The 21,703-nt window shown below is 57.1% G+C and carries 25 protein-coding genes; 12 read left to right on the top strand and 13 right to left on the bottom strand.

Annotated features, from left to right (window positions below; translation table 11 throughout):
- The first annotated feature begins 12 nt into the window (after nt 1–12).
- Nucleotides 13–1,017: a low-specificity L-threonine aldolase gene (ltaE, locus tag J2Y91_RS15600; protein ID WP_253538740.1), complete on the top strand. Its 1,005-nt coding sequence runs from the start codon at nt 13–15 to the stop codon at nt 1,015–1,017.
- A 6-nt stretch (nt 1,018–1,023) separates the two neighbouring features.
- Here ltaE and J2Y91_RS15595 read toward each other — a convergent pair whose 3' ends face one another.
- The gene (locus J2Y91_RS15595; RefSeq protein WP_253538737.1) at nt 1,024–1,866 is read right to left on the bottom strand and encodes an N-acetylmuramoyl-L-alanine amidase; all 843 of its coding nucleotides are present in this window, start codon (nt 1,864–1,866) and stop codon (nt 1,024–1,026) included.
- Nucleotides 1,866–2,189 carry a heavy metal-binding domain-containing protein gene (locus J2Y91_RS15590; RefSeq protein ID WP_048916560.1) on the bottom strand — a complete coding sequence of 108 codons (324 nt, stop codon included), beginning with the start codon at nt 2,187–2,189 and terminating at the stop codon, nt 1,866–1,868. The genes J2Y91_RS15595 and J2Y91_RS15590 overlap by 1 nt, the downstream gene beginning before the upstream one ends.
- A gap of 98 nt (nt 2,190–2,287) precedes the next feature.
- Between J2Y91_RS15590 and J2Y91_RS15585 the strand changes: the two genes are divergently transcribed.
- From J2Y91_RS15585 to J2Y91_RS15560, 6 genes are all read left to right on the top strand, one after another.
- On the top strand, nt 2,288–2,818 hold the full coding sequence (locus J2Y91_RS15585) for a lipoprotein (protein WP_253538734.1): 531 nt from the start codon (nt 2,288–2,290) through the stop codon (nt 2,816–2,818).
- 213 nt (nt 2,819–3,031) lie between these two features.
- Nucleotides 3,032–3,760: an arginine ABC transporter ATP-binding protein ArtP gene (artP, locus tag J2Y91_RS15580; protein ID WP_099754071.1), complete on the top strand. Its 729-nt coding sequence runs from the start codon at nt 3,032–3,034 to the stop codon at nt 3,758–3,760.
- Between the two features lie 15 nt (nt 3,761–3,775).
- Nucleotides 3,776–4,507 carry an arginine ABC transporter substrate-binding protein gene (gene artJ / locus J2Y91_RS15575; RefSeq protein WP_048916563.1) on the top strand — a complete coding sequence of 244 codons (732 nt, stop codon included), beginning with the start codon at nt 3,776–3,778 and terminating at the stop codon, nt 4,505–4,507.
- A gap of 3 nt (nt 4,508–4,510) precedes the next feature.
- Nucleotides 4,511–5,227 (top strand): arginine ABC transporter permease ArtQ, encoded by a 717-nt coding sequence (artQ, locus tag J2Y91_RS15570; RefSeq protein ID WP_062818333.1) that lies wholly within the window; start codon nt 4,511–4,513, stop codon nt 5,225–5,227.
- Nucleotides 5,227–5,895: an arginine ABC transporter permease ArtM gene (artM, locus tag J2Y91_RS15565; protein ID WP_133624083.1), complete on the top strand. Its 669-nt coding sequence runs from the start codon at nt 5,227–5,229 to the stop codon at nt 5,893–5,895. Before artQ ends, artM begins: the two co-directional genes overlap by 1 nt.
- 134 nt (nt 5,896–6,029) lie before the next feature.
- On the top strand, nt 6,030–6,761 hold the full coding sequence (locus J2Y91_RS15560) for an arginine ABC transporter substrate-binding protein (protein ID WP_099754072.1): 732 nt from the start codon (nt 6,030–6,032) through the stop codon (nt 6,759–6,761).
- Nucleotides 6,762–6,872: 111 nt separating this feature from the next.
- Here J2Y91_RS15560 and rlmC read toward each other — a convergent pair whose 3' ends face one another.
- Entirely contained in the window at nt 6,873–8,000 is a 1,128-nt protein-coding gene (rlmC, locus tag J2Y91_RS15555) for a 23S rRNA (uracil(747)-C(5))-methyltransferase RlmC (RefSeq protein WP_253538731.1), read from the bottom strand.
- A 120-nt stretch (nt 8,001–8,120) separates the two neighbouring features.
- The gene (locus tag J2Y91_RS15550; protein WP_048916568.1) at nt 8,121–8,609 is read right to left on the bottom strand and encodes a YbjO family protein; all 489 of its coding nucleotides are present in this window, start codon (nt 8,607–8,609) and stop codon (nt 8,121–8,123) included.
- A gap of 380 nt (nt 8,610–8,989) precedes the next feature.
- On the opposite strand from J2Y91_RS15550, the gene J2Y91_RS15545 reads away from it, so the two are divergent.
- Genes J2Y91_RS15545 through J2Y91_RS15535 form a run of 3 tightly spaced genes read left to right on the top strand, consistent with a single transcriptional unit; the run spans nt 8,990 to nt 11,252 of the window.
- Nucleotides 8,990–9,661, top strand: a complete 672-nt coding sequence (locus J2Y91_RS15545) for a nucleoside recognition domain-containing protein (RefSeq protein WP_253538728.1) — start codon at nt 8,990–8,992, stop codon at nt 9,659–9,661.
- Nucleotides 9,651–10,124, top strand: coding sequence for a YjiG family protein (locus J2Y91_RS15540; RefSeq protein WP_099754074.1), 474 nt, complete (start codon nt 9,651–9,653; stop codon nt 10,122–10,124). Before J2Y91_RS15545 ends, J2Y91_RS15540 begins: the two co-directional genes overlap by 11 nt.
- Nucleotides 10,125–10,148: 24 nt before the next feature.
- Nucleotides 10,149–11,252: an amidohydrolase gene (locus tag J2Y91_RS15535; protein ID WP_048916571.1), complete on the top strand. Its 1,104-nt coding sequence runs from the start codon at nt 10,149–10,151 to the stop codon at nt 11,250–11,252.
- A gap of 131 nt (nt 11,253–11,383) precedes the next feature.
- Here J2Y91_RS15535 and potI read toward each other — a convergent pair whose 3' ends face one another.
- The 8 genes from potI to J2Y91_RS15495 form a co-directional block, all read right to left on the bottom strand.
- Nucleotides 11,384–12,229 (bottom strand): putrescine ABC transporter permease PotI, encoded by an 846-nt coding sequence (potI, locus tag J2Y91_RS15530; protein ID WP_253538725.1) that lies wholly within the window; start codon nt 12,227–12,229, stop codon nt 11,384–11,386.
- Nucleotides 12,226–13,188, bottom strand: a complete 963-nt coding sequence (potH, locus tag J2Y91_RS15525; RefSeq protein WP_253538721.1) for a putrescine ABC transporter permease PotH — start codon at nt 13,186–13,188, stop codon at nt 12,226–12,228. Before potH ends, potI begins: the two co-directional genes overlap by 4 nt.
- An 11-nt stretch (nt 13,189–13,199) precedes the next feature.
- Nucleotides 13,200–14,339: a putrescine ABC transporter ATP-binding subunit PotG gene (gene potG / locus J2Y91_RS15520; RefSeq protein WP_133624091.1), complete on the bottom strand. Its 1,140-nt coding sequence runs from the start codon at nt 14,337–14,339 to the stop codon at nt 13,200–13,202.
- A gap of 126 nt (nt 14,340–14,465) precedes the next feature.
- Nucleotides 14,466–15,572 carry a spermidine/putrescine ABC transporter substrate-binding protein PotF gene (gene potF, locus J2Y91_RS15515; RefSeq protein ID WP_253538718.1) on the bottom strand — a complete coding sequence of 369 codons (1,107 nt, stop codon included), beginning with the start codon at nt 15,570–15,572 and terminating at the stop codon, nt 14,466–14,468.
- A gap of 470 nt (nt 15,573–16,042) precedes the next feature.
- Nucleotides 16,043–16,525 carry a YbjN domain-containing protein gene (locus tag J2Y91_RS15510; RefSeq protein WP_048916576.1) on the bottom strand — a complete coding sequence of 161 codons (483 nt, stop codon included), beginning with the start codon at nt 16,523–16,525 and terminating at the stop codon, nt 16,043–16,045.
- A 92-nt stretch (nt 16,526–16,617) separates the two neighbouring features.
- The gene (gene rimK / locus J2Y91_RS15505; protein WP_253538716.1) at nt 16,618–17,520 is read right to left on the bottom strand and encodes a 30S ribosomal protein S6--L-glutamate ligase; all 903 of its coding nucleotides are present in this window, start codon (nt 17,518–17,520) and stop codon (nt 16,618–16,620) included.
- 24 nt (nt 17,521–17,544) lie between these two features.
- The gene (nfsA, locus tag J2Y91_RS15500; RefSeq protein WP_048916578.1) at nt 17,545–18,267 is read right to left on the bottom strand and encodes an oxygen-insensitive NADPH nitroreductase; all 723 of its coding nucleotides are present in this window, start codon (nt 18,265–18,267) and stop codon (nt 17,545–17,547) included.
- Nucleotides 18,251–18,538 carry a YbjC family protein gene (locus J2Y91_RS15495; RefSeq protein ID WP_133624093.1) on the bottom strand — a complete coding sequence of 96 codons (288 nt, stop codon included), beginning with the start codon at nt 18,536–18,538 and terminating at the stop codon, nt 18,251–18,253. The genes nfsA and J2Y91_RS15495 overlap by 17 nt, the downstream gene beginning before the upstream one ends.
- 199 nt (nt 18,539–18,737) lie before the next feature.
- Here J2Y91_RS15495 and J2Y91_RS15490 point away from each other — a divergent pair, with 199 nt between their 5' ends.
- Nucleotides 18,738–19,001 carry a GrxA family glutaredoxin gene (locus J2Y91_RS15490; protein ID WP_048916580.1) on the top strand — a complete coding sequence of 88 codons (264 nt, stop codon included), beginning with the start codon at nt 18,738–18,740 and terminating at the stop codon, nt 18,999–19,001.
- A 191-nt stretch (nt 19,002–19,192) separates the two neighbouring features.
- Here the strand turns inward: J2Y91_RS15490 and ybjM are convergent, their stop codons facing one another.
- Entirely contained in the window at nt 19,193–19,567 is a 375-nt protein-coding gene (ybjM, locus tag J2Y91_RS15485) for an inner membrane protein YbjM (RefSeq protein ID WP_187497113.1), read from the bottom strand.
- 257 nt (nt 19,568–19,824) lie between these two features.
- Here ybjM and J2Y91_RS15480 point away from each other — a divergent pair, with 257 nt between their 5' ends.
- Nucleotides 19,825–21,513, top strand: coding sequence for an aspartate:alanine antiporter (locus tag J2Y91_RS15480; protein ID WP_048916582.1), 1,689 nt, complete (start codon nt 19,825–19,827; stop codon nt 21,511–21,513).
- Nucleotides 21,514–21,703: the final 190 nt, after the last annotated feature.

Genomic DNA, 21,703 nt, shown 5'->3' with positions numbered 1-21,703 from the left:
AGGAGAGCAAGCGTGATCGACTTACGTAGTGATACCGTAACCCGCCCCACTCAGGCGATGCTGGCCGCCATGATGGCAGCTGAAACCGGGGATGATGTGTACGGCGATGATCCCACCGTCAATAAGCTGGAAGCTGAAGTGGCACGCCTGAGCGGTAAGCCTGCCGCCCTGCTTCTCCCCAGCGCAACACAGGCCAATCTCGTGGCGCTGCTGTGCCACTGCCAGCGTGGCGAAGAGTATATTGTCGGCCAGCTGGCTCACAACTATAAATACGAAGCGGGCGGTGCAGCGGTTTTGGGTAGCATCCAGCCACAGCCGATTCTGGCGGCGGCTGACGGTACGCTGCCGCTGGATGTCGTGGCGCAGTTTATCAAACCTGATGATGTGCACTTCGCCATCACCCGCCTGCTCAGTCTGGAAAACACTCACAACGGTAAAGTGCTGCCGCTCGCCTATCTGCAGCAGGCATGGGATTTTACCCGCGAACATAAACTGGCGCTGCATGTTGACGGCGCACGTATTTTTAACGCCGCCGTGGCGCTGGATGTGCCGCTGGAGGCCCTCGCCCGCTACTGCGACACGCTGACCATCTGCCTGTCAAAAGGGCTGGGCTGCCCCGTGGGAGCAATGCTGTGCGGTAGTCATGAGTTTATCGCGCGCGCGCGCCGCTGGCGTAAAATGACCGGCGGCGGCATGCGCCAGGCGGGAATTCTGGCAGCGGCCGGGCTGTACGCGCTGGAGCATCATGTTGAGCGCTTAAAAGAGGATCACGACAACGCCGCCTGGCTTGCCGGGGCGCTGCGTGAAATTGGCGTCGACGTCACGCGTCAGGATACCAACATGGTGTTCCTGCGCCTGCCGCAGGCGCAGGTCGCGCAGCTGGGACCGTGGATGAAAGCACGCGGTATCCTGCTGAGCGCCGGGGCGGTCACGCGCCTCGTGACGCACCTCGACGTTGATCGCGCCGCCCTGCAGACGCTGGTCAGCGAGTGGCAGGCATTTATCGCCGCGCACTAACCGCGCTTACTCCGTGCCATATTTTTCCACCAGCGCAGCGGCGATGGCCTCGGTTTCCGCATCGGCCACGCCGCGATAATCCGCCGGGCGGAAGTGCATCTGAAACGCCGCAATCAGCGCCTGCTGCTGATACGGCGCCATCTCTTTCGTCACCTCATAGCCATAGCTGGCCAGCAGACCCAGCAGCTTCGCTTTATCGACGCGCTGCCCCGGCGCCCTTCCGGCCAGATAAAAGGTCACGCGCGCGGCATCCGGCCAGGCCCCCACGCCCTGCTGAGCAAACCACTGCCAGGGAAACAGCGGGCCGGGATCCTGCTTGCGCAGCGGCGCAATATCACTGTGCGCTACCACATCCTGCGCACGAATACCGTAGCGTTTGATGATATCACGCGCCAGCGGCAGTAGCGCCGCCATCTGCCCGGCGGGGAACGGCGTCCAGCTGATGCCGCTGGCGGTGCGCTGCCAGCCGGGGTTCTCCAGCTCAATGCCAATCGAGGTATCATTCAGCCGCGTGGCGCCGCGCCAGTAGCTGATCCCGGCATGCCAGGCGAGCATCGACTCCGGCACCAGGCGCCACACCAGCGGCTGACCGTCATATTTTGGCGGCGTGGCGGGCAGCAGATAGTGAGCGCTGACGGCTCGCTCGGTCAGCGTAGTGAGGGAGTTAGAGAAATCCCCGGCGGTGTAGTGGATCACCAGCACTTTAATGCGCGGGCGGGCGCCGTAAGCCTCCTGGCGGGTATCAAGCGTGTAACCCTGCTGCGGATGAAGTCCCTGCGGGGTAATCGAGGTGTAGAGCCACACTGCCAGCAGCACCAGCAGCGGGCGAATAATCGACATCGGGCTCATCAACGACTCAGTTTGACCGCGGTACCCGTTACGCTGACCATCAGCATGCTGCTGTCTTTGCCCACGGTTTCGTAATCAATATCAATGCCGACCACGGCATCAGCGCCCAGCGCTTTAGCCTGTTCTTCCAGCTCCTTAAACGCTATCTGTCGCGCTTTACGCAGCTCTTTCTCATAGGCGCCGGAGCGGCCACCGACGATATCGCGAATGCCGGCGAAGAAATCGCGAAAGATATTCGCCCCGAGGATCGCCTCGCCCGTCACCACACCGCAGTAACCCGTAATCGGCTGACCTTCCAGCGTTGGGGTCGTTGAAAATTGCATAACTCTCTCCTTGATAGATGTCTGCGCCCGTACAGTTAAGCAGAGCGGCTATACTCAATGGTAAAAACCCTTTCTTGCAGAACAATAAGGAAATCAGGATGAAATACCAAGCACTTGCTGCAATTGCTCCACTGGCTCTGTTACTCAGCGCCTGTACCAGCGTGGAGCCCGCCTACAAGGATATTGGCACCCGCACCGGGCCGTGCGTCGACGGCGACCCCGACAGCGTGGCGCAGCAATTCTACGACATGCGCCTGCAACAGCCCACCCAGGGCGTGCCCGATGCGCAACAGCTGGCGAAATATCGGCCGTATCTCAGCGATAAGCTCTACCAGACTTTGCTGAAAGAGCGCAGCGAACCGCAAAAGGCGCGCCTGCTGAGCGGCGATCTGTTCTCCAGCCAGCGTGACGGCGCAACCGCGGCCAGCGTGGCGGATGCCTCGACCATCCCCAACACCGATGCGCGCAATATTCCGCTGCGCGTCAACTTATCGCGTGGCAGCAGCGAATGGCAGGATGAGGTGCTAATGGTCCGTGAAGGCACCTGCTGGACGGTCGATGATGTGCGCTACCTTGGGGCAGCCCCGCATCTGGCTGGCGGTTCGCTCAGCCAGCTGCTGCTAAAATAGGCAAATTATGCGTGCCGCCAACCGGCGGCACGATCCCGCGCACACATTTGCATAACCGCAGTGGCGCATTGCGGCGAAAGCCGTAACATCACGCGATGTTGTGCTACTCTTTAATCACCCTGCCCGCAAAAATAAATTTTAACGCACGATGATTGCATAACTATGCTGTCAACGTTAAGATTCGCGGCACTAATTACTATTCAGTTTTTGCGCATGAGTATTCAACTAAACGGTATCAACTGCTACTACGGTGCCTACCAGGCGCTATTTGACATTCAGCTGACGTGCCCACAGGGCGAGACGTTGGTTCTGCTGGGGCCTAGCGGTGCCGGGAAAAGCTCACTCCTGCGTGTCTTAAACCTGCTGGAGATGCCGCGTTCCGGTACGCTCGACATCGCCGGTAGCCGCTTTGATTTCAGCAAGCCCCCGTCCGACAGCGCCATCCGCGAACTGCGTCAGAACGTTGGCATGGTGTTCCAGCAGTATAATCTCTGGCCGCATCTGACCGTCACCCAGAACCTGATCGAAGCGCCGTGCCGCGTGCTCGGTTTAAGCAAAGAGCTGGCCCATCAGCGGGCGGCGAAATTGCTCGATCGCCTGCGTCTGAAAGACTTTGCCGACCGTTTCCCGCTGCACCTTTCCGGTGGACAGCAGCAGCGCGTGGCGATCGCCCGTGCGCTGATGATGGAGCCAGCCGTGCTGCTGTTTGACGAACCCACCGCCGCACTGGATCCGGAGATCACCGCTCAGGTCGTCAGCATTATTCGCGAGCTGGCGCAGACCAACATCACTCAGGTGATCGTGACCCACGAAGTGGAAGTGGCGCGTAAAACGGCCAGCCGCGTGGTGTATATGGAAAACGGTTATATCGTCGAACAGGGTGATGCCAGCCGCTTTACACAGCCGCAAACCGACGCGTTTGCCAATTATCTTTCGCACTAACTGCAGGAAATAATGATGAAAAAAGTTGTAATTGCCGCACTGTTAGCCGGTTTCAGCCTGAGCGCCAGCGCTGCTCAGACCATTCGTTTTGCCACTGAAGCGTCTTACCCTCCGTTTGAGTTTGTTGACTCCGATAACAAAATTCAGGGCTTCGACGTCGATCTGGCGAACGCGCTGTGCCGCGAAATGGGCGCGACTTGCACCTTTACTAACCAGGCCTTCGACAGCCTGATCCCCAGCCTGAAGTTCCGCCGCTTCGACGCGGTGATGGCCGGTATGGATATTACTCCTGAGCGTGAAAAGCAGGTGCTGTTCACTAAAGCTTATTACGACAACTCTGCCCTGTTTATCACCCAGAAAGGCAAAGTGGCTGACGTGGCGGCGCTGAAAGGCAAACGCGTTGGCGTACAGAACGGCACCACGCACCAAAAATATCTCGGTGAGAAGCTGCCAGGTGTCAACGTTGTCCCTTACGACAGCTACCAGAACGCTATTCTTGACCTGAAAAATGGCCGTATTGATGCTGTCTTCGGTGACACCGCGGTGGTGAACGAATGGCTGAAGCAGAACACCACGCTGGCCCCAATCGGCGAGAAAGTGACGGATAAAGCCTACTTTGGCACCGGCCTCGGCATTGCCGTTCGCCAGGGTAACAGCGAACTGCAGGGCAAGTTCAACGCCGCGCTGGACAAGGTGAAAGCCGACGGCACCTACAAAACTATCTACAGCAAGTGGTTTCAGCAGTAATTAATGAACGAACTTTATCCTCTTGTCAGCGCCGCCGGGATGACCGTCGGCCTGGCCCTCTGTTCCCTGGTCGCCGGCCTGGTGCTGGCGATGGTGTTTGCCGTCTGGGAATCGGCACGCTGGCGCCCGCTGGCGTGGCTCGGCACCGGGCTGGTGACGCTGTTTCGCGGCCTGCCGGAAATCCTCGTGGTGCTGTTTGTCTACTTCGGCGCGTCGCAGCTGCTGCTGACGCTGTCTGACGGATTCAACATTAACCTCGGATTTACCCAGATCCCGGTGCAGGTCAACATTGAAAACTTCGACGTCAGCCCGTTCCTCTGCGGGGTGATTGCCCTGGCCGTGCTCTACTCCTCCTACGCATCACAAACCCTGCGCGGCGCGCTGCAAGCGGTGCCGGTTGGTCAGTGGGAGTCCGGTCAGGCGCTGGGGATGAAAACCTCAGCGATCTTCTTCCGTCTGGTGATGCCGCAGATGTGGCGTCATGCGCTGCCGGGGCTGGGCAATCAGTGGCTGGTGCTGCTAAAAGATACCGCGCTGGTTTCACTGATCAGCGTCAACGACATCATGCTGCAGACTAAAAGTATTGCCACCCGTACCCAGGAGCCCTTCACCTGGTATCTGATTGCGGCGGCGATCTATCTGCTGATCACCCTGTTCAGCCAGCAGGTGCTCAAACGCATTGAACTGCGCACCACCCGTTTTGAGCGCGGAGACTCCTGATGCTGAGCTATTTTCCCGAACTGTTAAAGGGGCTGCACACCAGCCTGACGCTGACTGTGGCTTCACTGCTCCTCGCGCTGGTTCTGGCGCTGGCGTTTACCGTGATCCTCGCGCTGAAGGTGCCGGTGCTCAGCCTGATTACCCGCGGCTATATCACGCTGTTTACCGGCACCCCGCTGCTGGTGCAGATCTTCCTGATTTACTACGGGCCGGGCCAGTTCCCCGCCATCCAGAATATTGGCTGGCTATGGAACCTGCTTTCCCAGCCGTGGCTGTGCGCGCTGCTGGCGCTGTCGCTCAACAGTGCTGCCTATACCACCCTGCTGTTTCACGGCGCGGTGAAGGCTATCCCTGCCGGACAGTGGCACTCCTGCGCGGCGCTGGGGATGAACCGCAAGGATACGCTGCGCATTCTGCTGCCCTATGCCTTTAAACGCGCCCTCTCCTCCTATTCCAATGAGGTGGTGCTGGTATTTAAAAGCACGTCACTGGCCTACACCATCACGCTGATGGAAGTGATGGGGCACGGCCAGCTGCTGTATGGGCGCACCTATGATGTCACGGTGTTTGCCGCTGCCGGCGTGGTTTACCTGTGTGTTAACGGCCTGCTGACGCTGCTGATGCGGCTGATTGAGCGCCGGGCATTGCGTTTTGAGCACCGAAACTAATGCCGACGGCCAGCACGGTGTTTTCCGGCTGGCATCGGCGAATAAAACGCCTTCACCGCAGCTTAATCACTCAATGACTCGCCTGCTGGTGGGCTGATACTGAGTTGGACTTTGAGATCGCAAGGAATTTACAGATGAAAAAACTCGTTCTGGCAGCCCTGCTTGCCGGCGTAGCCTTTGGAACCCAGGCTGCAGAAAAGATCCGCTTTGCCTCTTCGGCAACCTACCCGCCATTTGAATCTCTCAATAGCGACAACCAGATCGTGGGATTTGATATCGACCTGGCAAAAGCGCTGTGTGCCGAGATGAAAGCCGAGTGCAGCTTCACCAACAACCCATTTGACAGCCTGGTGCCCGCACTGAAGTTCCGCCGCTATGATGCGGTGATTTCCGGTATGGATATTACCGAGGAGCGCAGCAAGCAGGTGAGCTTTACCCAACCGTACTATGCCAACTCCGCCATTGTGATCGCCCCTAAAGGCAAGTTCACCAGCCTGGCGCAGTTTAACGGTAAGCGCATTGGTATTGAGAATGGCACTACGCATCAGAAATATTTGCAGGACAAATACCCGGATGTCACCTCTGTCTCCTACGACAGCTACCAGAATGCGATTCTCGACCTGAAAAATAACCGTCTCGATGGGATTTTAGGCGACAGCGCAGTGGTGGGTGCCTGGCTGAAAACCAACCCGAATCTGGCCCCGGTCGGCGAGCATATTACCGACAGCAGCTATTTCGGCACCGGTCTTGGTATCGCCGTGCGGAAAGACAACGATGCGCTGCTGGCAAAGCTCAATGCGGCGATCGAGGTGCTGAAAGCGAATGGCACGATCGCGAAACTTAATAAGCAGTGGTTCCCGGAATAATTCATCCGGGTGGACGACCGGCGGGCGAAGCATGCCTCGCCCCTACGTTTAGCCGCCATCCTGTCACGTGTAGGGGTCGACCTTTTTTTCGGTTCGACCCTTTTTACCGCATCAAACCCGCTGCAACAGCGTTAGCACTTCGTAATGTGCGGTGTGCGGGAACATATCAAACAGCTGCACCCTGACCACACGATAAGCGGGCAGACGCCCGATATCGGCCGCCATCGTCACGGCATTACAGCTTGAATAGAGCACCCACGGCGGTGCCATCTGCTCCAGATAGTCGCACAGCGCGGCGCCGATCCCCCGGCGCGGCGGGTTGACCAGTACCAGTTCCGGCACACTGCCCTCGCCGGTAGCAAAGGCGGTGGAGTCCAGCGCGGCAAAGCTCACCTGAGTTAACCCCATCTGCCGGGCGGACTGCTGCGCGCAGGCTATCGCTTCTTTGCTAATCTCAATACCCGTCAGCGCCATCTCCGGCGTGGCGCAGTGCAGACCAAAGCCGCCGACGCCGCAGAACAGATCCCACATCGCTTTAACCTTGAGATCGCGTACCCATTCGCGCGCCGTCGCATACAGCTCAGCGGCCACGCGCGGGTTGGTCTGGAAGAAACTTTTCGGCAGCACGGAGAGCGGCACATCGTTGAAGCGTTCGGCCAGCTGCTGATTGTCCGTCAGCGGGATCTCCTCCTCCCCTTCCATAATCGCCATCGGCACCGGCTGGATATTGGCTGAGATCGCCACCAGCTGCGGTAGCGCCTGCTGAAGCTGCGGCAGCGCCGCGCGCAGCTGTGCCAGCTTGGTCGTGGAGCGCAGTACAAAGCGCAGCATCAGCTCGCCGCTGTGCTGACTTTCCGTCAGCAGGATATATTTCAGCTCACCGCGGCGGCGCGCCACGTTATAGGGCGTCAGTCCGGCGCGGGCAATGAACGGGCGCAGCTCGGCAAAGACGGCCGCGAAGCTGTCGGGATAGAGCGGGCAGTCGCACAGATCCACCGGTGTGCCGTCACGATGCAGCATCCCCAGCAGAGGGCGCTCAACGCTGCCGCTGACCACCATCTTGGCTTTATTACGAAATTTCTGCTGGGCAGAGACCACCGGCGGCAGCCATTGGCCAACCGGAAACGCGCCCAGCAGCTGCTGGAGGTGCGACTGTTTTTGCGAGAGTTGCTGGGGGTACGGGGTCTCAAGCCACTGGCAGGAGCGGCAGCGGCCCGCGTCATAAAGCGCGCAATGCATGATAAAGCCTAATCAGGGAAGCGAAATGCAGCCGATAAGTATATACCCAAAATAGGTGAGGTTGCATCAAGGCGGCAAGTGCGATGAGCTTACATCCAGGACGGATATAGCAGTGTTGGTTTAGCGATAGCCACGCTTACGGTAGAAGTGGCGGCTACTGAGCGGCACAAACAGCAGCAGCAGTACCACAAAATCGGGAAACTTGTGCGCCAGTAACGCCTGAATAATCTGACGATTAGTGTCACCGCTGATGCTGAAAATCTCCGGATAGATCCAGCCCATCGACGCAGCGAACATATACAACAGCACCACCACCTGCGTCAGCAGGTAACCCCAGCGCCCCCAGTTATGGCCGCGCATCAGGGCGATGGCACAGCGCAGTTCGATAAAGAAGATCAGCTGGCTGGCGATGAAGATCAGCGTTGAATCCCAGGCCTGAGCGCTGCGATGAATAAAGTTCATCACCTCTTCAACGCCCAGTTCGTTAGCCAGCAGCACGACGCCCAGGCAACGGGTGGCAATAATGGCACTGCCGGCAATCCACACCGGCACCGGAATGCCGGATGCCGTGTGCGACACCGCTTTGACCTCTCTCAACACCTCTGACATCGCTCTCTCCAACTTTTCCGAACGTTTGCCCCACGCTGGTGCAACTGATCCATGGTGGTGTCTCACTGCCGCCCCGCTAAGAATATCCCTGGCCGGATGAGAAAAAAAGCGTCTTTTATTTCACCAGTGAAAATAAATTAACTTTTTTAACTCTGCCCGCGCAGCCAAATTGCCCCCTGCTGCCGCGATCTATTGCCGCAACAAAATAAGCCACTTATTTCTGGCACGATCCCTGCAATCGATATCAGGGGGTTCGCTAAATATCGGCAACGGCCCCTCTATTTTTAGTCTGAATGCGCAATTAATTCCACTATGCGGAACAAAAATTGCCAGAAAGCTATTTTGTTTATTTTTGAAACTATCAGGGAGTCGCAAGATCGATGTCTGAAGATAAATTACCGCTTTCGGCTGAAAAGTGGTCAGTCGGCACAGGAGCCTGGCTGGCATTAATATTGGCCATCCTGTTTTTCTCCGGCCTGTTTTTTAACGTGGAGGGCATGGCCTGGCTGGGCGCCTTTGATTTTACCACCCTCGGCGGCAGCTTCGGCACCATGAAAGATCCGGCGCATAACACCTTCGTTGGCGCCGGTGGCCTGAGCGCCAAAGCGGGCTTTCTGTTCGCACTGTCGCTGGTGCCCACGGTGATGCTGGCACTCGGCCTGCTGGAGATCTTTACCCACTATGGCGCCATCCGCGCCGCCCACAAACTGCTGACGCCGCTGCTGCGCCCGCTGTTAGGCATCCCGGGCCGTACCGGGCTGGCGCTGATTACCGATCTGCAAAGCACCGACGCGGGTGCAGCATTAACCAAAGAGCTGTACGACAACAAGCAGGTGAGTAAAAAAGATGTGGTGATTATGGGCGCCTGGCAATATTCCGGCGCCGGGCTGATTAATAACTACTTCTCAATAGGCTCAGCGCTATTTGCTTCGCTGGCAACGCCGGTACTGGTTCCGCTGGTGCTGATGTTTGTACTGAAATTTGTCGGCGGCGCGTTTGTGCGCCTGATGTTGAATACCCTGTATAAGCGAGACTTCAAGCATGCAGAATAACCCTCAGGTTAACGTCTCTAATAATCCGTTTGATATCTTTGTGGTGGGGGCGCGTAAAGGCTTCCATATTGCCATCCACAACTTAATGCCTAACGTAGTGATGGCGTATGTCATTGCTGAGGTGCTGAATCTGCTCGGGGTGATGACGCTGATTGGTGATGTTTTCGCCCCGGTAATGGGCCTGTTTGGCCTGCCGGGGCAAGCGGTCACCGTGCTGCTCACTGCCTGGCTCTCCTCTTCTGCCGGCACTGGCGTGGCGATCAGCCTGCTGGCTAAGGGCGTACTGAGCGGCGCGGATATTACCATTTTAACCCCGGCGATCTTTTTGATGGGTTCTCAGTTACAGTATATGGGCCGCCTGCTGGGCGTGTCTGACGTGCCGAAAAAGTACTGGCCCCTGTTAATGCTGACCAGCATTATGAATGCGGTAATTTCCATGCTGGTGATGCGAGTCGTTGCGTAATAAAAGCTGAATGGAGTGCATAACGTGTTAAAAGTTTTGGAGCATTACAACTACCTGCATGAAATCCCGGAGCTGGGTTTCGAGGAATTCAAAACCTCGGCGTATATCAGCCAGCAGCTGAAGGCCGCCGGTTACGCCGTGCAGGACAATTTCAATGCCACCACGGGGATCGTCGCGGTGCTGGACAGCGGCATACCCGGCCCAACGCTGGCGCTGCGTGCCGATATGGATGCCCTCGGCCATGTGATTAACGGCGTGCCCTGCGCCCGCCATACCTGCGGCCACGATGGACACTCCTCGGTGGTGCTGACGGCAGCCCAGGAGCTGATCGCCGAGCAGGCGGTGAAGAAAGGCCGCCTGAAGCTGATTTTCCAGCCGGCCGAAGAATTAGGCACCGGCGCGCTGGCGATGATCGCCGGGGGAGCAATCGACGATGTCGATATGATCCTCGGCTTCCACGTGCGCCCGGCGGAAGAGTGCGCGGTTGGCACCGCCATCCCGGCAGTTTACTACTCCGCCTGCGTCACCGTTGAGGCGATCGTTCGCGGCCAGACCGCCCACGGCGCGCGCCCGCATCTCGGCGTCAATGCGCTGGATGCCGCAGTCAGCGCGGTGAACGCCGTCAACGCTATTCATATGGCTCCGAACAGCGTCTGGAGCGCCAAAGCCACGCGTTTCCTGTGCGACGCGGGCGTCACCAACTCGATCCCGGATGAAGCACGCGTGGTATTCGACCTGCGCGCCGCGAAAAACGAGGATATGGTGGAGTTGCAGAGCCGGGTGCAACGCGCTATCGAACACAGCGTGGCCGCCTTTGGCGCAACGGCTGAAGTGCTGACGTTAAAAGCGATGCCCGCCGCAGAAATCGATGACGAGATGAGCGCGCTTATCTCCGGCGCGATTGTTGAAGTGCTGGGCGAAGACGCACTGATGGAGCCGCGCTCCACGCCGGGCAGCGAAGATTTCTTCCACTATCCGGTCCAGCGCCCATCGCTAAAGGCTGGTTTTTGGGGATTAGGCACGGGGCTGGTGCCGGGTCTGCATCACCCGGATATGCACTTTGATCTCAACTCGCTGCCGGTCGGCATCAAGATCTTCAAAGCCTGCGTGAAGAAGGTGCTGGGATAACAGGCACGGGCGAGGCATGCCTCGCCCCTACAAATATCGTAGGGGACGGGCATGCCCGTCCCTTTTAAAGGCACGGGCGAGGCATGCCTCGCCCCTACAGATATCGTAGGGGACGGGCATGCCCGTCCCTTTTAATGCCCGCCACGCGCCTTCTGAATATCCTTCAAACGCTGTTTCTCTTCGTGCGCCATAAAGCGCCAGGCGATAAACCCGACCAGCCCCACCACAATCAGGATCAGCGATGCCAGGGCGTTAATCTCCGGGTTAATCCCACGGCGCACGGTGGCGAAGATCTGCATCGGCAGCGTGGTCGCGCCCGGCCCGGTAACAAAGCTGGATATCACCAGGTCATCCAGCGACAGGGTAAACGCCAGCAGCCAGCCGGTGACAATTGCCGGGGCAATCATCGGCACGGTAATCACGAAGAACACCTTCAGCGGCGTAGCGCCAAGGTCCATTGCCGCTTCCTCGATCGAACGGTCCAGCTCGCGCAGGCGCGAGTTGATTACCACCGCGACATAGGCGGTACAGAACGTCACGTGCGCCAGCCAGATAGTCAGCATGCCGCGGTCGGCGGGCCAGCCAAATGCATTGGCCATGGCAACAAACAGCAGCAGCAGCGACAGCCCGGTAATCACGTCCGGCATCACCAGCGGTGCGGTCAGCATAAAGGCAAACCCGGTCGATCCCTTAAAACGGCCAAAGCGCACAATCACTACTGCCGCGATAGTGCCGAGGATCACCGCCGCCGTGGCCGCCAGCGCGGCAATCGACAGGCTAAGCGTCACCGCGCTAATCATCGCATCGTCGTGGAATAGCACGCTGTACCAGTGCAGGGAGAAGCTTTCCCACGCCACCAGCTGCGATGAGTTAAACGAGTAGATCACCAGCAGCAGCATCGGCGCATACAGGAAGAAGAAGCAGACGGAGAGGATCGCCGTGCGCCACTTGGATTTAATGGTCGGCAGATTACTCATCCCTCATCCCCCACTTCTTTATTCTGATGTTTGTGGAACCAGATAATCGGCAGGATCAGGATCAGCAGGATAATCACCGCCAGCGCGGAAGCCACCGGCCAGTCGCGGTTGTTGAAGAACTCCTGCCACAGCACGCGGCCAATCATAATACTGTCCGGGCCACCGAGCAGTTCCGGGATCACGTACTCCCCGACCGCCGGAATGAACACCAGCATCGACCCGGCGATAATTCCGCCTTTGGTCAGAGGGACGATCACGCTAAAGAACGTTTTCAGCGGGCGCGCGCCCAGATCGAGCGAAGCTTCCACCAGCGAGTAGTCAATGCGCGTCAGCGCCGTGTAGATCGGTAACACCATAAACGGCAGATAGCAGTAAACAATGCCGATATAGACCGCCAGGTTAGTGTAAAGAATGGCGACCGGATGGTCGGTAATGCCGGTCCACATCAGGAAGCGGTTCAGCACGCCGTTATCGTTGAGGATCCCCATCCAGGCATAAACGCGTACCAGGAAGGAGGTCCACGACGGCAGGATCACCAGCAGCAGCAGAATGTTGCGCGTCGACGGGGCTGCATGGGCGATTGCCCACGCCAGCGGATAACCTATCGCCAGGCAGATCAGCGTCGAGATCGCCGCCACCTGCAGTGAATGCAGATAGGCATCGACATACAGCGGGTCATCGGTCAGCGTAATATAGTTACCGAAGTTCAGCACCATATTCAGCTGGCCGTCGGCCCAGCTCAGCAGCTCGGTATAGGGCGGAATAGCGCGCGCAATATCGGCAAAGCTGATCTTCAGCACGATCAGGAACGGCAGCAGGAACAGCAGCGACAGCCAGAGGTAAGGCAGCGCAATCACCAGCTTGCGACCGTGCGCCATCTGGAAGCGCGTCAGCAGCCCTTTGAAGCCGGTTTGCTGGCCGCTCGGTGGCTCAGTGGTACGTTCAGAATATTGGCTCATCTCTCCCCCACTTAAACCGTCAGAACCACGCAGCTGTCGGCTTCCCAACAGAGGCGCACTTCGTCACCCCAGGTCGGGGCACCTTTGCGGAAACGGTGCGCGTTCTGCAGCTGGGCGCTGATCATCTGGCCGCTGTGCAGGCGGACATGATAGATCGACAGGTCGCCAAGATAGGCAATGTGCACCACTTCACCCACGGCAAAGTTGCAGCCGTCCGCCGGGATATCATCGCACAGCATCACTTTTTCCGGGCGCAGCGCCACCGAGACCGGCACGCCGTCCACGATCGAGACATCGCTCGCCACTTTCAGCGGATGAAGCAGACCCGGGCTATCGATAATCAGGCCATCGGTTTGCCGCTCGCGCAGCAGCCCCTCGAACAGGTTTACCGAGCCGATAAACTCAGCGCTGAAGCGGGTGGTCGGGTGCTCGTAAATCTCTTCCGGCTCGCCAATCTGCACGAATTTGCCACGGTTCATAATGGCGATACGCCCGGCCATGGTCATCGCTTCTTCCTGGTCGTGCGTCACCATCACGCAGGTGGCACCCACGCGCTCAAGGATATCCACCACTTCGTGCTGCATGCGGTCGCGCAGTTTTTTATCCAGCGCGCCCATCGGTTCATCCAGCAGCAGCAGCTTCGGCCGCTTGGCCAGGCTGCGTGCCAGCGCCACGCGCTGCCGCTGTCCGCCAGACAGCTGGTGCGGCTTACGCCTGGCGTACTCCTGCATATGAACCAGCGTCAGCATCTCGGCCACGCGCTCATTGATTTCAGCTTTTGGCAGACGGTCCTGCTTCAGGCCAAAGGCGATATTCTGCTCCACCGTCATATGGGGGAACAGTGCGTAGGACTGAAACATCATATTGATTGGGCGCTGATACGGCGGCACGTGAGAGAGATCCTGGCCGTCGAGCACAATTTGCCCGTGAGTCGGGGGCTCAAAACCTGCCAGCATGCGCAGCAGCGTGGACTTCCCACAGCCTGAAGCACCCAGCAGCGCGAAAATTTCGCCTTTATAGATGGTGAGGTTCACATCATCCACCGCGTGCTGACCGTCAAACGACTTGGTCAGGTTGCGGATCTCCAGCAGCGGCGTTAACGCCTTGCCTGCTTTGCTTTGAGTACGAGGGGTTGCGTCGTTCACGACCATTTTACTCCGGCGCTAAAAGAGGGGACGGCTGTGCGGGTGCCCCACCCTAAAAATAACAAAACAGAGGCCGGTAACGCGCCTCTGTTGTGGGCTGACAGTGTGCAGTTATGCAGTCACTGCAATCAGTTACTTACCACTTTTAACTTTAGTCCATGCACGCGTACGTACACGGTCAAGTTTTGGATCCTGCACCTTAAGGGTGAACAGTTTCGCCATGGTGTCCGGCGTTGGATAGACGCCCGGGTTGTTACGAATCGCTTCATCAACGAACGGCACAGAGGCCTTGTTGCCGCTGGCGTAGTAGACCGAGTTAGAGATGTTCGCCATCACTTTTGGATCCATCAGATAGTTGAGGAACTGATAGGCTGCATCCAGGTTTTTAGCATCTTTGGGGATCGCCAGAGTATCGAAGAACGCCAGCGCGCCCTCTTTCGGGATGCTGTAGGCGATATCCACCCCATTCTTCGCTTCTGCAGCACGTTTTTTCGCCTGCAGAATATCCCCGGCCCAGCCGATAGCCACGCAGGTGTTGCCGTTCGCCAGGTCGTTAATATACTGGGACGAGTGGAAGTAACGAATGCTCGGACGCAGCTTCAGCAGCAGGTCGGTGGCCGCAGTGTAATCTTTGGCATCGCTGCTGTTCGGATCTTTGCCCATGTAGTTCAGCACGGTGGCGAAGATCTCTTCCGGAGCATCAAGGAACGACACGCCGCAGCTTTTCAGCTTTTCCAGGTTCTCCGGCTTCAGCACCAGATCCCAGCTGTTGACCGGCGCATCTTTGCCCAGCGCGGCCTTCACTTTTTCCACGTTATAGCCAATACCGGTGGTCGCCCACAGGTAAGGGATGGCGTATTTGTTGCCCGGATCGTGCTGTTCCAGCTTCTTCATCAGATCGGGGTCAAGATTCTTGTAGTTCGGCAGCTTGCTCTTATCCAGCGGCTGGAACACGCCGGACTGCAGCTGACGCGCCAGGAAGCTGGAGGATGGCACCACCACGTCATAGCCGGTGCTGCCCGCCATCAGTTTGCCTTCCAGCACTTCGTTGGAGTCGAAGACGTCGTACACCACTTTAATGCCGGTTTGCTTTTCAAAATCCGCCACGGTGTTTGGCGCAATATAATCAGACCAGTTATAAACGTGCAGCGTCTTGTCTGCGGCCAGTGAGCCTGCTGAGATCGCCATCAGCGTTCCCGCAACCACACCTGACAACCATTTTTTACGTTGGTTGAACATCTTCCATCCTCCTGAACAGGGATAATCTTATGCCGGGCAGGCTAACTGGTTAGCACCTGCCTCTTAATATAGGTCAGTACATTAAAGGCTACAGAATGAATCATTATTCATCCCGTGGTTAATACTAAAAACCTATATATCTGGGGACGTTGCACGCTTCATGCAGCCACGCAAGAATAGCCCCACTCACCCGGCCAGACCAGCCCTCAGGGTAAAAAACGCCTTTTATCGATTTTTTATGCACGTTTCCTCTATGTGATATGCCATTCACGGCATAAATGGCGATAGAAATCTGGCATTAGAGGGCAAAATGCAGAATAAAAAGTGGTATTGCTCCAGAACGAAGTGTCGCTAAAAACAGCATTTAACACAGGGAGTAGCGTAGAAATTGAATGGGGTAAGAAAGACAGAATAAAAACGGGCGGATTAGAGGTCCGCCCGCAGGAAAAAATGCCGTCAACGTCAGCCGCTTAATGCAGCATCGGTTGGCCGCCAAGCATCGGCGTACGGTCATCGTCATCTTCACCGATCATCAGCAGATGATTGGCAAAGGCTTCCATCACAATCATCGAGATCTGCTCTTCGCTCTGCTTCATAAAATAGGCGAACTGCCCGTAGGTCAGGCCTGCAGTAATGCTCAGCGACTGGCAGACGATCAGCTTCGGCAGGTTATCATCCTGGATATCGAGGAAGGCTTTCGCCGATAGCGAGCTGGCGTTAATCTGCGATAAATCGCCCGCCAGCGGGATCAGCGCCGTCGGTTTAACTTCCGCCAGGGCGGAAAACAGGATCACGTTATCCACCAAATCGAGCTTGGCATCAAACACCCCATCAAAATTCTGCATATGAGGCAGATGAAGGGCCTGGCAGGAGTCACACTCAAACCAGGTGATACTTTGCTGATCCAACCAACGTCGTAACACGTCGATATCGGGAACAACGAGTGAATCCATAGGCTTTGTCTCTTTCTCTGGCCGCCACAAAATTGCGCACTAGCTTACGTAAAAACCTCGCCAAAAACCACGATTACGACAGAAATATGACGTCAACCACCGGTTTTAAGACTGAAACCAGGTTGCGCCTGCTGCTCTATCCAGTGAATCATCATGGCGGCGATATCCAGACCGGTTGTCTTTTCAATCCCTTCCAGCCCCGGCGAGGCATTCACCTCCATCACCAGCGGGCCGCGACTGGCGCGTAAAATATCGACGCCGGCCACGTCCAGACCGAGCGTGGCCGTGGCTTTGATGGCGATTTCACGCTCGCTGTCGCTGATGGTCACGCGCCGGGCGCTACCGCCGCGGTGCAGATTGGAGCGGAAATCCCCCTCTTTCGCCTGGCGCTCTATCGCTGCGACCACTTCCCCGCCGATCACCAGGCAGCGCACATCGCTGCCGCGTGCCTCTTGAATAAACTCCTGCACCAGAATGTGCGCATTCAGTCCGCGAAAGGCATCAATCACGCTCTCTGCCGCCTGACGGGTTTCCGCCAGCACCACGCCAATTCCCTGCGTCCCTTCCACCAGTTTCACCACCAGCGGCGCGCCGCCAACCATTTCGATCAGGTCACGGGTGTCATCCGGCGAATGAGCAAAGCCGGTGATCGGCATGGCAATCCCTGCGCGCGCCAGCAGCTGTAGCGAGCGCAGCTTGTCGCGCGCGCGCGCAATCGCCAGCGACTCGTTAAGCGGGTAACTGCCGCACATCTCAAACTGGCGCAGCACTGCCGTGCCGTAAAAGGTGATCGCCGAACCGATACGCGGGATCACCGCATCCAAATGCGCCAGCTGCCGACCGCGATAGTGAATGGCCGACGAGCCGGGATTGATATTCATATAGCAGGAGAGCGGATCAATCACCTCAATGCTATGCCCGCGGCTGCGGGCGGCCTCCAGCAGGCGTTGACAGGAGTAAAGCGTACTGTCGCGGGAAAGAATGGCAATTTTCACCAGCAGCCTCCGAAGCCGTCAGAATTAGCGCGTCGCCCAGCCCTGCTTGTGCAGGTAGTCAAGAATAAACGGACGGCTCTCTTTGATGATGGTTTTCTGGATGTGTTCGCTCCAGCTCTCGCTGCGGCGATTGCTGTCGCGGTGCTGATAATATTCCACCAGCTCGTTGTCATACTGCGCCAGTACTTCCGGGTTGATCGGCTGATAGCTGTTTTCATGCACCAGCATCGCGGCGGGCATGCGCGGTTTGAGCTCAGGGTCCTGCGCTGGTTCACCCAGGCACATGCCGAAGAGCGGCAGGACAAATTTCGGCAGATGCAGAAGCTCGGTCACCTGCGCGATGTTGTTACGAATACCGCCGATATACACGCCGCCCAGGCCAAGCGATTCCGCTGCAGTCAGCGCATTCTGCGCCATCAGAGCGGTATCGACACAGCCCAGCAGCAGCTGCTCCGCCATACCCAGCTGGGCATCCGGGCAGATCTGCTGCAGGCGGTTAAAATCGGCGCAGAACACCCAGAACTCTGCGGCCTGCGCCACATACTTCTGGCCACCGCTCAGCGTCACCAGCTGTTCGCGCAGTGCGGGATCGGTAATACGAATGATAGAGGTGCATTGCAGAAAGCTGGAGCTGGAAGCCGACTGGGCAGCAGCAAGAATGGCTGCGCGCTGCTCGTCGCTGATAGCGCGATCGGTAAAAGCGCGAATTGAGCGGTGTGAGCGCAGCAGGTCAATGGTCGGCGTCATGGGAATCTCCTGGTTTAGACGTGTCACGCGAAGCGCGCGTGTTAAAAAGTTCGGGTGCCATTACTTTCGCCGTGCGCCACATCATTACCGTGGCCGCAGGCAGCATCAGCGCGATACCGGCGAAAATCATCACCGTTGCCGCCAGCTTACCGCGTAACAGCGACGGTAAAGGTAGCACTTCGTGCAACGTCAGGTAAGAGAGGACCAGCAGCAGGATGCCGATAACTTCAAGGATAAGTACGGCACGGGGCATCTGACTAAAGGCACGCATGAACACTCTCCGACAGGCGGCATGATAAAAAGCAGTGGGGTTATTAAAGCCTAAGTCGGCAAGTTATGCATAGCGACCAATCGGACTGACAGGCAATTCCTTCTTTATTTCACTCGTTGATGCGGGCATCATAGGCGCTATTAAGCGTTAAGGTGTGACTTGAGTCACATAAAAGAATCTGACCTTTGAGGAGAGAGCTATGTTTACAGTGATTTTTGGACGTCCGGGCTGCCCTTACTGTGTACGTGCAACAGAGCTGGCAGAGAAACTGACCGCAGAGCGTGATGATTTCAACTTCCGCTATATCGATATCCATGCTGAAGGCATCACCAAAGCCGATCTGGAAAAAACTGTAGGTAAGCCCGTTGAAACCGTCCCGCAGATCTTCGTTGACGAGAAACACATTGGCGGCTGCACCGAATTCCAGGCCTGGGCCAAAGAAAACCTCGGTCTGTACCAGTAACAATAACCGCCTTGCGGTTATTGTTAACGTAGGGGCCGATCGCTTTTCTGATCGGCCCGGTTTCACACCGCCTTGCGGTTATGGTTACGGTAGGGGCCGATCGCTTTTCTGATCGGCCCGGTTTTCACACCGCCTTGCGGTTATGGTTACGGTAGGGGTCGGGCATGCCCGACCCTTCTCATATCCGACCCCTACAACCGCTGCTGATGACGCATCTCCAGCAGCGTCCTGCCCAACATCACTGCCAACGTCCCTGAACCACACCAGAACACTGCGCTGGTGATAAACGCGATCTCCTGAACCAGCTCCAGATGATGAAATGCACTCAGCTGCATTAGCGCCAGGCATGGTGCAGAAGCGAGGGCAATCGCCAGCGCCATCGCGGTCAGCGGCGCCTCTTTCGAGGTCAATGCCGCCAGCGCACCGGGCAGTAAAAACAGCAGCAACCCCAGCTGAGCATGGCCGACATAGCCCACCGGTAGCGGAAAACGCACGGCAATATAGATCGCGCCATACAAAATGCTACAGGCGACCAGGCCGGGCCAGCTTATCCCTTTTATCCACATAGAATTTTCTCCAGGCTATTTTCCCTTCACGATAAAAATAAGCCTACGGATAGCGCAGTGATAAAATTAAAATCCGTAACAAATAAGCCAGGCGAATGCTGGCTGTCATAAGCTATTGCGATTAAAATGAGCGGCGTTTTTATCCCATTCAGCGTGATTATTGCCGATTGAGCATAGCGCTCATCGCATCAGTGGGTGAAATTTAGCGCATAAACCCCTTCCCATCAATAGGTTACTGGTAAACAAGAAGTTAAACCGTGAATATAAACGTCGCAGATTTGTTAAGTGGAAATTACATTCTGTTGTTATTTGTCGTACTGGCGCTGGGGTTATGCTTAGGCAAACTTCGGTTAGGTTCTGTTCAACTCGGTAATTCTATTGGCGTTTTAGTTGTCTCTTTACTGCTCGGCCAGCAGCATTTCGCGATTAATACCGATGCGCTGAATCTGGGCTTTATGCTATTTATTTTTTGCGTCGGCGTCGAAGCCGGACCCAACTTTTTTTCTATCTTCTTCCGCGACGGTAAAAATTACCTGATGCTGGCGATTGTGATGGTCAGCAGCGCGATGGTGCTGGCGCTGGGGCTTGGCAAGCTGTTTGGCTGGGATATCGGCCTGACGGCGGGGATGCTGGCCGGTGCCATGACCTCGACCCCGGTGCTGGTCGGCGCGGGCGATACCCTGCGCCAGACGCTGAGCGACGGTAAGAGCCTGAGCCTGGCACAGGACCACCTCAGCCTCGGCTACGCTCTGACCTATCTGATTGGCCTCGTCAGCCTGATTTTTGGCGCGCGCTATCTGCCAAAACTGCAGCATCAGGATCTGCCCACCAGCGCCCAGCAGATCGCCCGTGAGCGCGGCCTCGACCCGGACAGCCAGCGCAAAGTTTACCTGCCGGTGATCCGCGCCTATCGCGTCGGGCCGGAGCTGGTCGCCTGGAGCGACGGCAAAAACCTGCGCGAGCTTGGCATCTACCGCCAGACCGGCTGCTACATCGAGCGTATTCGGCGCAACGGCATTCTGGCAAATCCGGATGGCGATGCGCTGCTGCAGCCCGGCGATGAGATCTCACTGGTCGGCTACCCGGATGCGCACTCGCGCCTTGACCCGAGTTTCCGCAACGGCAAAGAGGTGTTCGACCGCGATCTGCTGGATATGCGCATCGTTAATGAAGAGATCGTGGTGAAGAACAACAATGCGGTGAACAAACGCCTCAGCCAGCTGAAGCTCACCGATCACGGCTGTTTCCTTAACCGCGTGATCCGCAGCCAGATTGAGATGCCAATCGATGACAGCATTATCCTGAATAAAGGTGACGTACTGCATATCAGCGGTGAGGCGCGCCGGGTGAAATCGGTGGCGGATCGCATTGGCTTTATCTCGATTCACAGTCAGGTCACCGATCTGCTGGCGTTCTGCGCCTTCTTTATCATCGGTCTGATGATCGGCATGATCACCTTCCAGTTCAGCAGCTTTAATTTTGGCATTGGTAATGCGGCCGGGCTGCTGTTCGCCGGCATTATGCTCGGCTTCCTGCGTGCCAATCACCCCACCTTCGGTTACATCCCGCAGGGGGCGTTGACCATGGTGAAAGAGTTCGGGCTGATGGTGTTTATGGCGGGCGTTGGTCTGAGCGCCGGCAGCGGCATCACCAAAGGCCTGGGGGAGACCGGGCTGCTGATGCTCGGGGCCGGGCTGGTGGTCAGCCTGGTGCCGGTCATTATCTGCTTCCTGTTCGGTGCCTGGGTACTGAAAATGAACCGCGCCCTGCTGTTCGGCGCCATCATGGGCGCGCGCACCTGCGCCCCGGCAATGGAGATTATCAGCGACACCGCGCGCAGTAACATTCCGGCACTGGGCTATGCCGGAACTTATGCTATTGCTAACGTTTTGCTGACGCTGGCGGGCACGCTGATTGTGATAATCTGGCCGTTTTTTGGTGGTTAAAAATAATTTATCGATTGGGGAGAACTTTTATAGCGGGCCACAGTCTTAATTAGTGCCACTGCTTTTCTTTGAAATCCCCAAATTGAGGAGCCCGTTAATCTTATGATTAGCGGGTTTTTTTCTGCCTGTCATTTGGCCCAGAATCATCTGATCTGCTGCCGATATTTTTCACGTCACAAAAACGTCATTC

Origin of the sequence: Erwinia aphidicola, from assembly GCF_024169515.1 — a bacterium.
Taxonomy (GTDB): Bacteria; Pseudomonadota; Gammaproteobacteria; order Enterobacterales; family Enterobacteriaceae; genus Erwinia; species Erwinia aphidicola.
Note: the sequence above shows the minus strand (reverse complement) of the source record. Positions and strands in the feature narration are given on the sequence as shown.

Excerpts from the sequence above, each read along its gene's own strand:
- potG (WP_133624091.1), bottom strand. The coding sequence starts at position 14,339 with ATGGTCGTGAACGACGCAACCCCTCGTACTCAAAGCAAAGCAGGCAAG.
- J2Y91_RS15585 (WP_253538734.1), top strand. The coding sequence starts at position 2,288 with ATGAAATACCAAGCACTTGCTGCAATTGCTCCACTGGCTCTGTTACTC.
- J2Y91_RS15560 (WP_099754072.1), top strand. The coding sequence starts at position 6,030 with ATGAAAAAACTCGTTCTGGCAGCCCTGCTTGCCGGCGTAGCCTTTGGA.
- artM (WP_133624083.1), top strand. The coding sequence starts at position 5,227 with ATGCTGAGCTATTTTCCCGAACTGTTAAAGGGGCTGCACACCAGCCTG.
- J2Y91_RS15495 (WP_133624093.1), bottom strand. The coding sequence starts at position 18,538 with ATGCGTGCCTTTAGTCAGATGCCCCGTGCCGTACTTATCCTTGAAGTT.
- J2Y91_RS15590 (WP_048916560.1), bottom strand. The coding sequence starts at position 2,189 with ATGCAATTTTCAACGACCCCAACGCTGGAAGGTCAGCCGATTACGGGT.
- J2Y91_RS15595 (WP_253538737.1), bottom strand. The coding sequence starts at position 1,866 with ATGAGCCCGATGTCGATTATTCGCCCGCTGCTGGTGCTGCTGGCAGTG.
- potH (WP_253538721.1), bottom strand. The coding sequence starts at position 13,188 with ATGAGCCAATATTCTGAACGTACCACTGAGCCACCGAGCGGCCAGCAA.
- potI (WP_253538725.1), bottom strand. The coding sequence starts at position 12,229 with ATGAGTAATCTGCCGACCATTAAATCCAAGTGGCGCACGGCGATCCTC.
- nfsA (WP_048916578.1), bottom strand. The coding sequence starts at position 18,267 with ATGACGCCGACCATTGACCTGCTGCGCTCACACCGCTCAATTCGCGCT.
- artQ (WP_062818333.1), top strand. The coding sequence starts at position 4,511 with ATGAACGAACTTTATCCTCTTGTCAGCGCCGCCGGGATGACCGTCGGC.
- J2Y91_RS15545 (WP_253538728.1), top strand. The coding sequence starts at position 8,990 with ATGTCTGAAGATAAATTACCGCTTTCGGCTGAAAAGTGGTCAGTCGGC.
- rlmC (WP_253538731.1), bottom strand. The coding sequence starts at position 8,000 with ATGCATTGCGCGCTTTATGACGCGGGCCGCTGCCGCTCCTGCCAGTGG.
- J2Y91_RS15550 (WP_048916568.1), bottom strand. The coding sequence starts at position 8,609 with ATGTCAGAGGTGTTGAGAGAGGTCAAAGCGGTGTCGCACACGGCATCC.
- ybjM (WP_187497113.1), bottom strand. The coding sequence starts at position 19,567 with ATGTGGATAAAAGGGATAAGCTGGCCCGGCCTGGTCGCCTGTAGCATT.
- potF (WP_253538718.1), bottom strand. The coding sequence starts at position 15,572 with ATGTTCAACCAACGTAAAAAATGGTTGTCAGGTGTGGTTGCGGGAACG.
- J2Y91_RS15490 (WP_048916580.1), top strand. The coding sequence starts at position 18,738 with ATGTTTACAGTGATTTTTGGACGTCCGGGCTGCCCTTACTGTGTACGT.
- J2Y91_RS15540 (WP_099754074.1), top strand. The coding sequence starts at position 9,651 with ATGCAGAATAACCCTCAGGTTAACGTCTCTAATAATCCGTTTGATATC.
- J2Y91_RS15510 (WP_048916576.1), bottom strand. The coding sequence starts at position 16,525 with ATGGATTCACTCGTTGTTCCCGATATCGACGTGTTACGACGTTGGTTG.
- artP (WP_099754071.1), top strand. The coding sequence starts at position 3,032 with ATGAGTATTCAACTAAACGGTATCAACTGCTACTACGGTGCCTACCAG.
- artJ (WP_048916563.1), top strand. The coding sequence starts at position 3,776 with ATGAAAAAAGTTGTAATTGCCGCACTGTTAGCCGGTTTCAGCCTGAGC.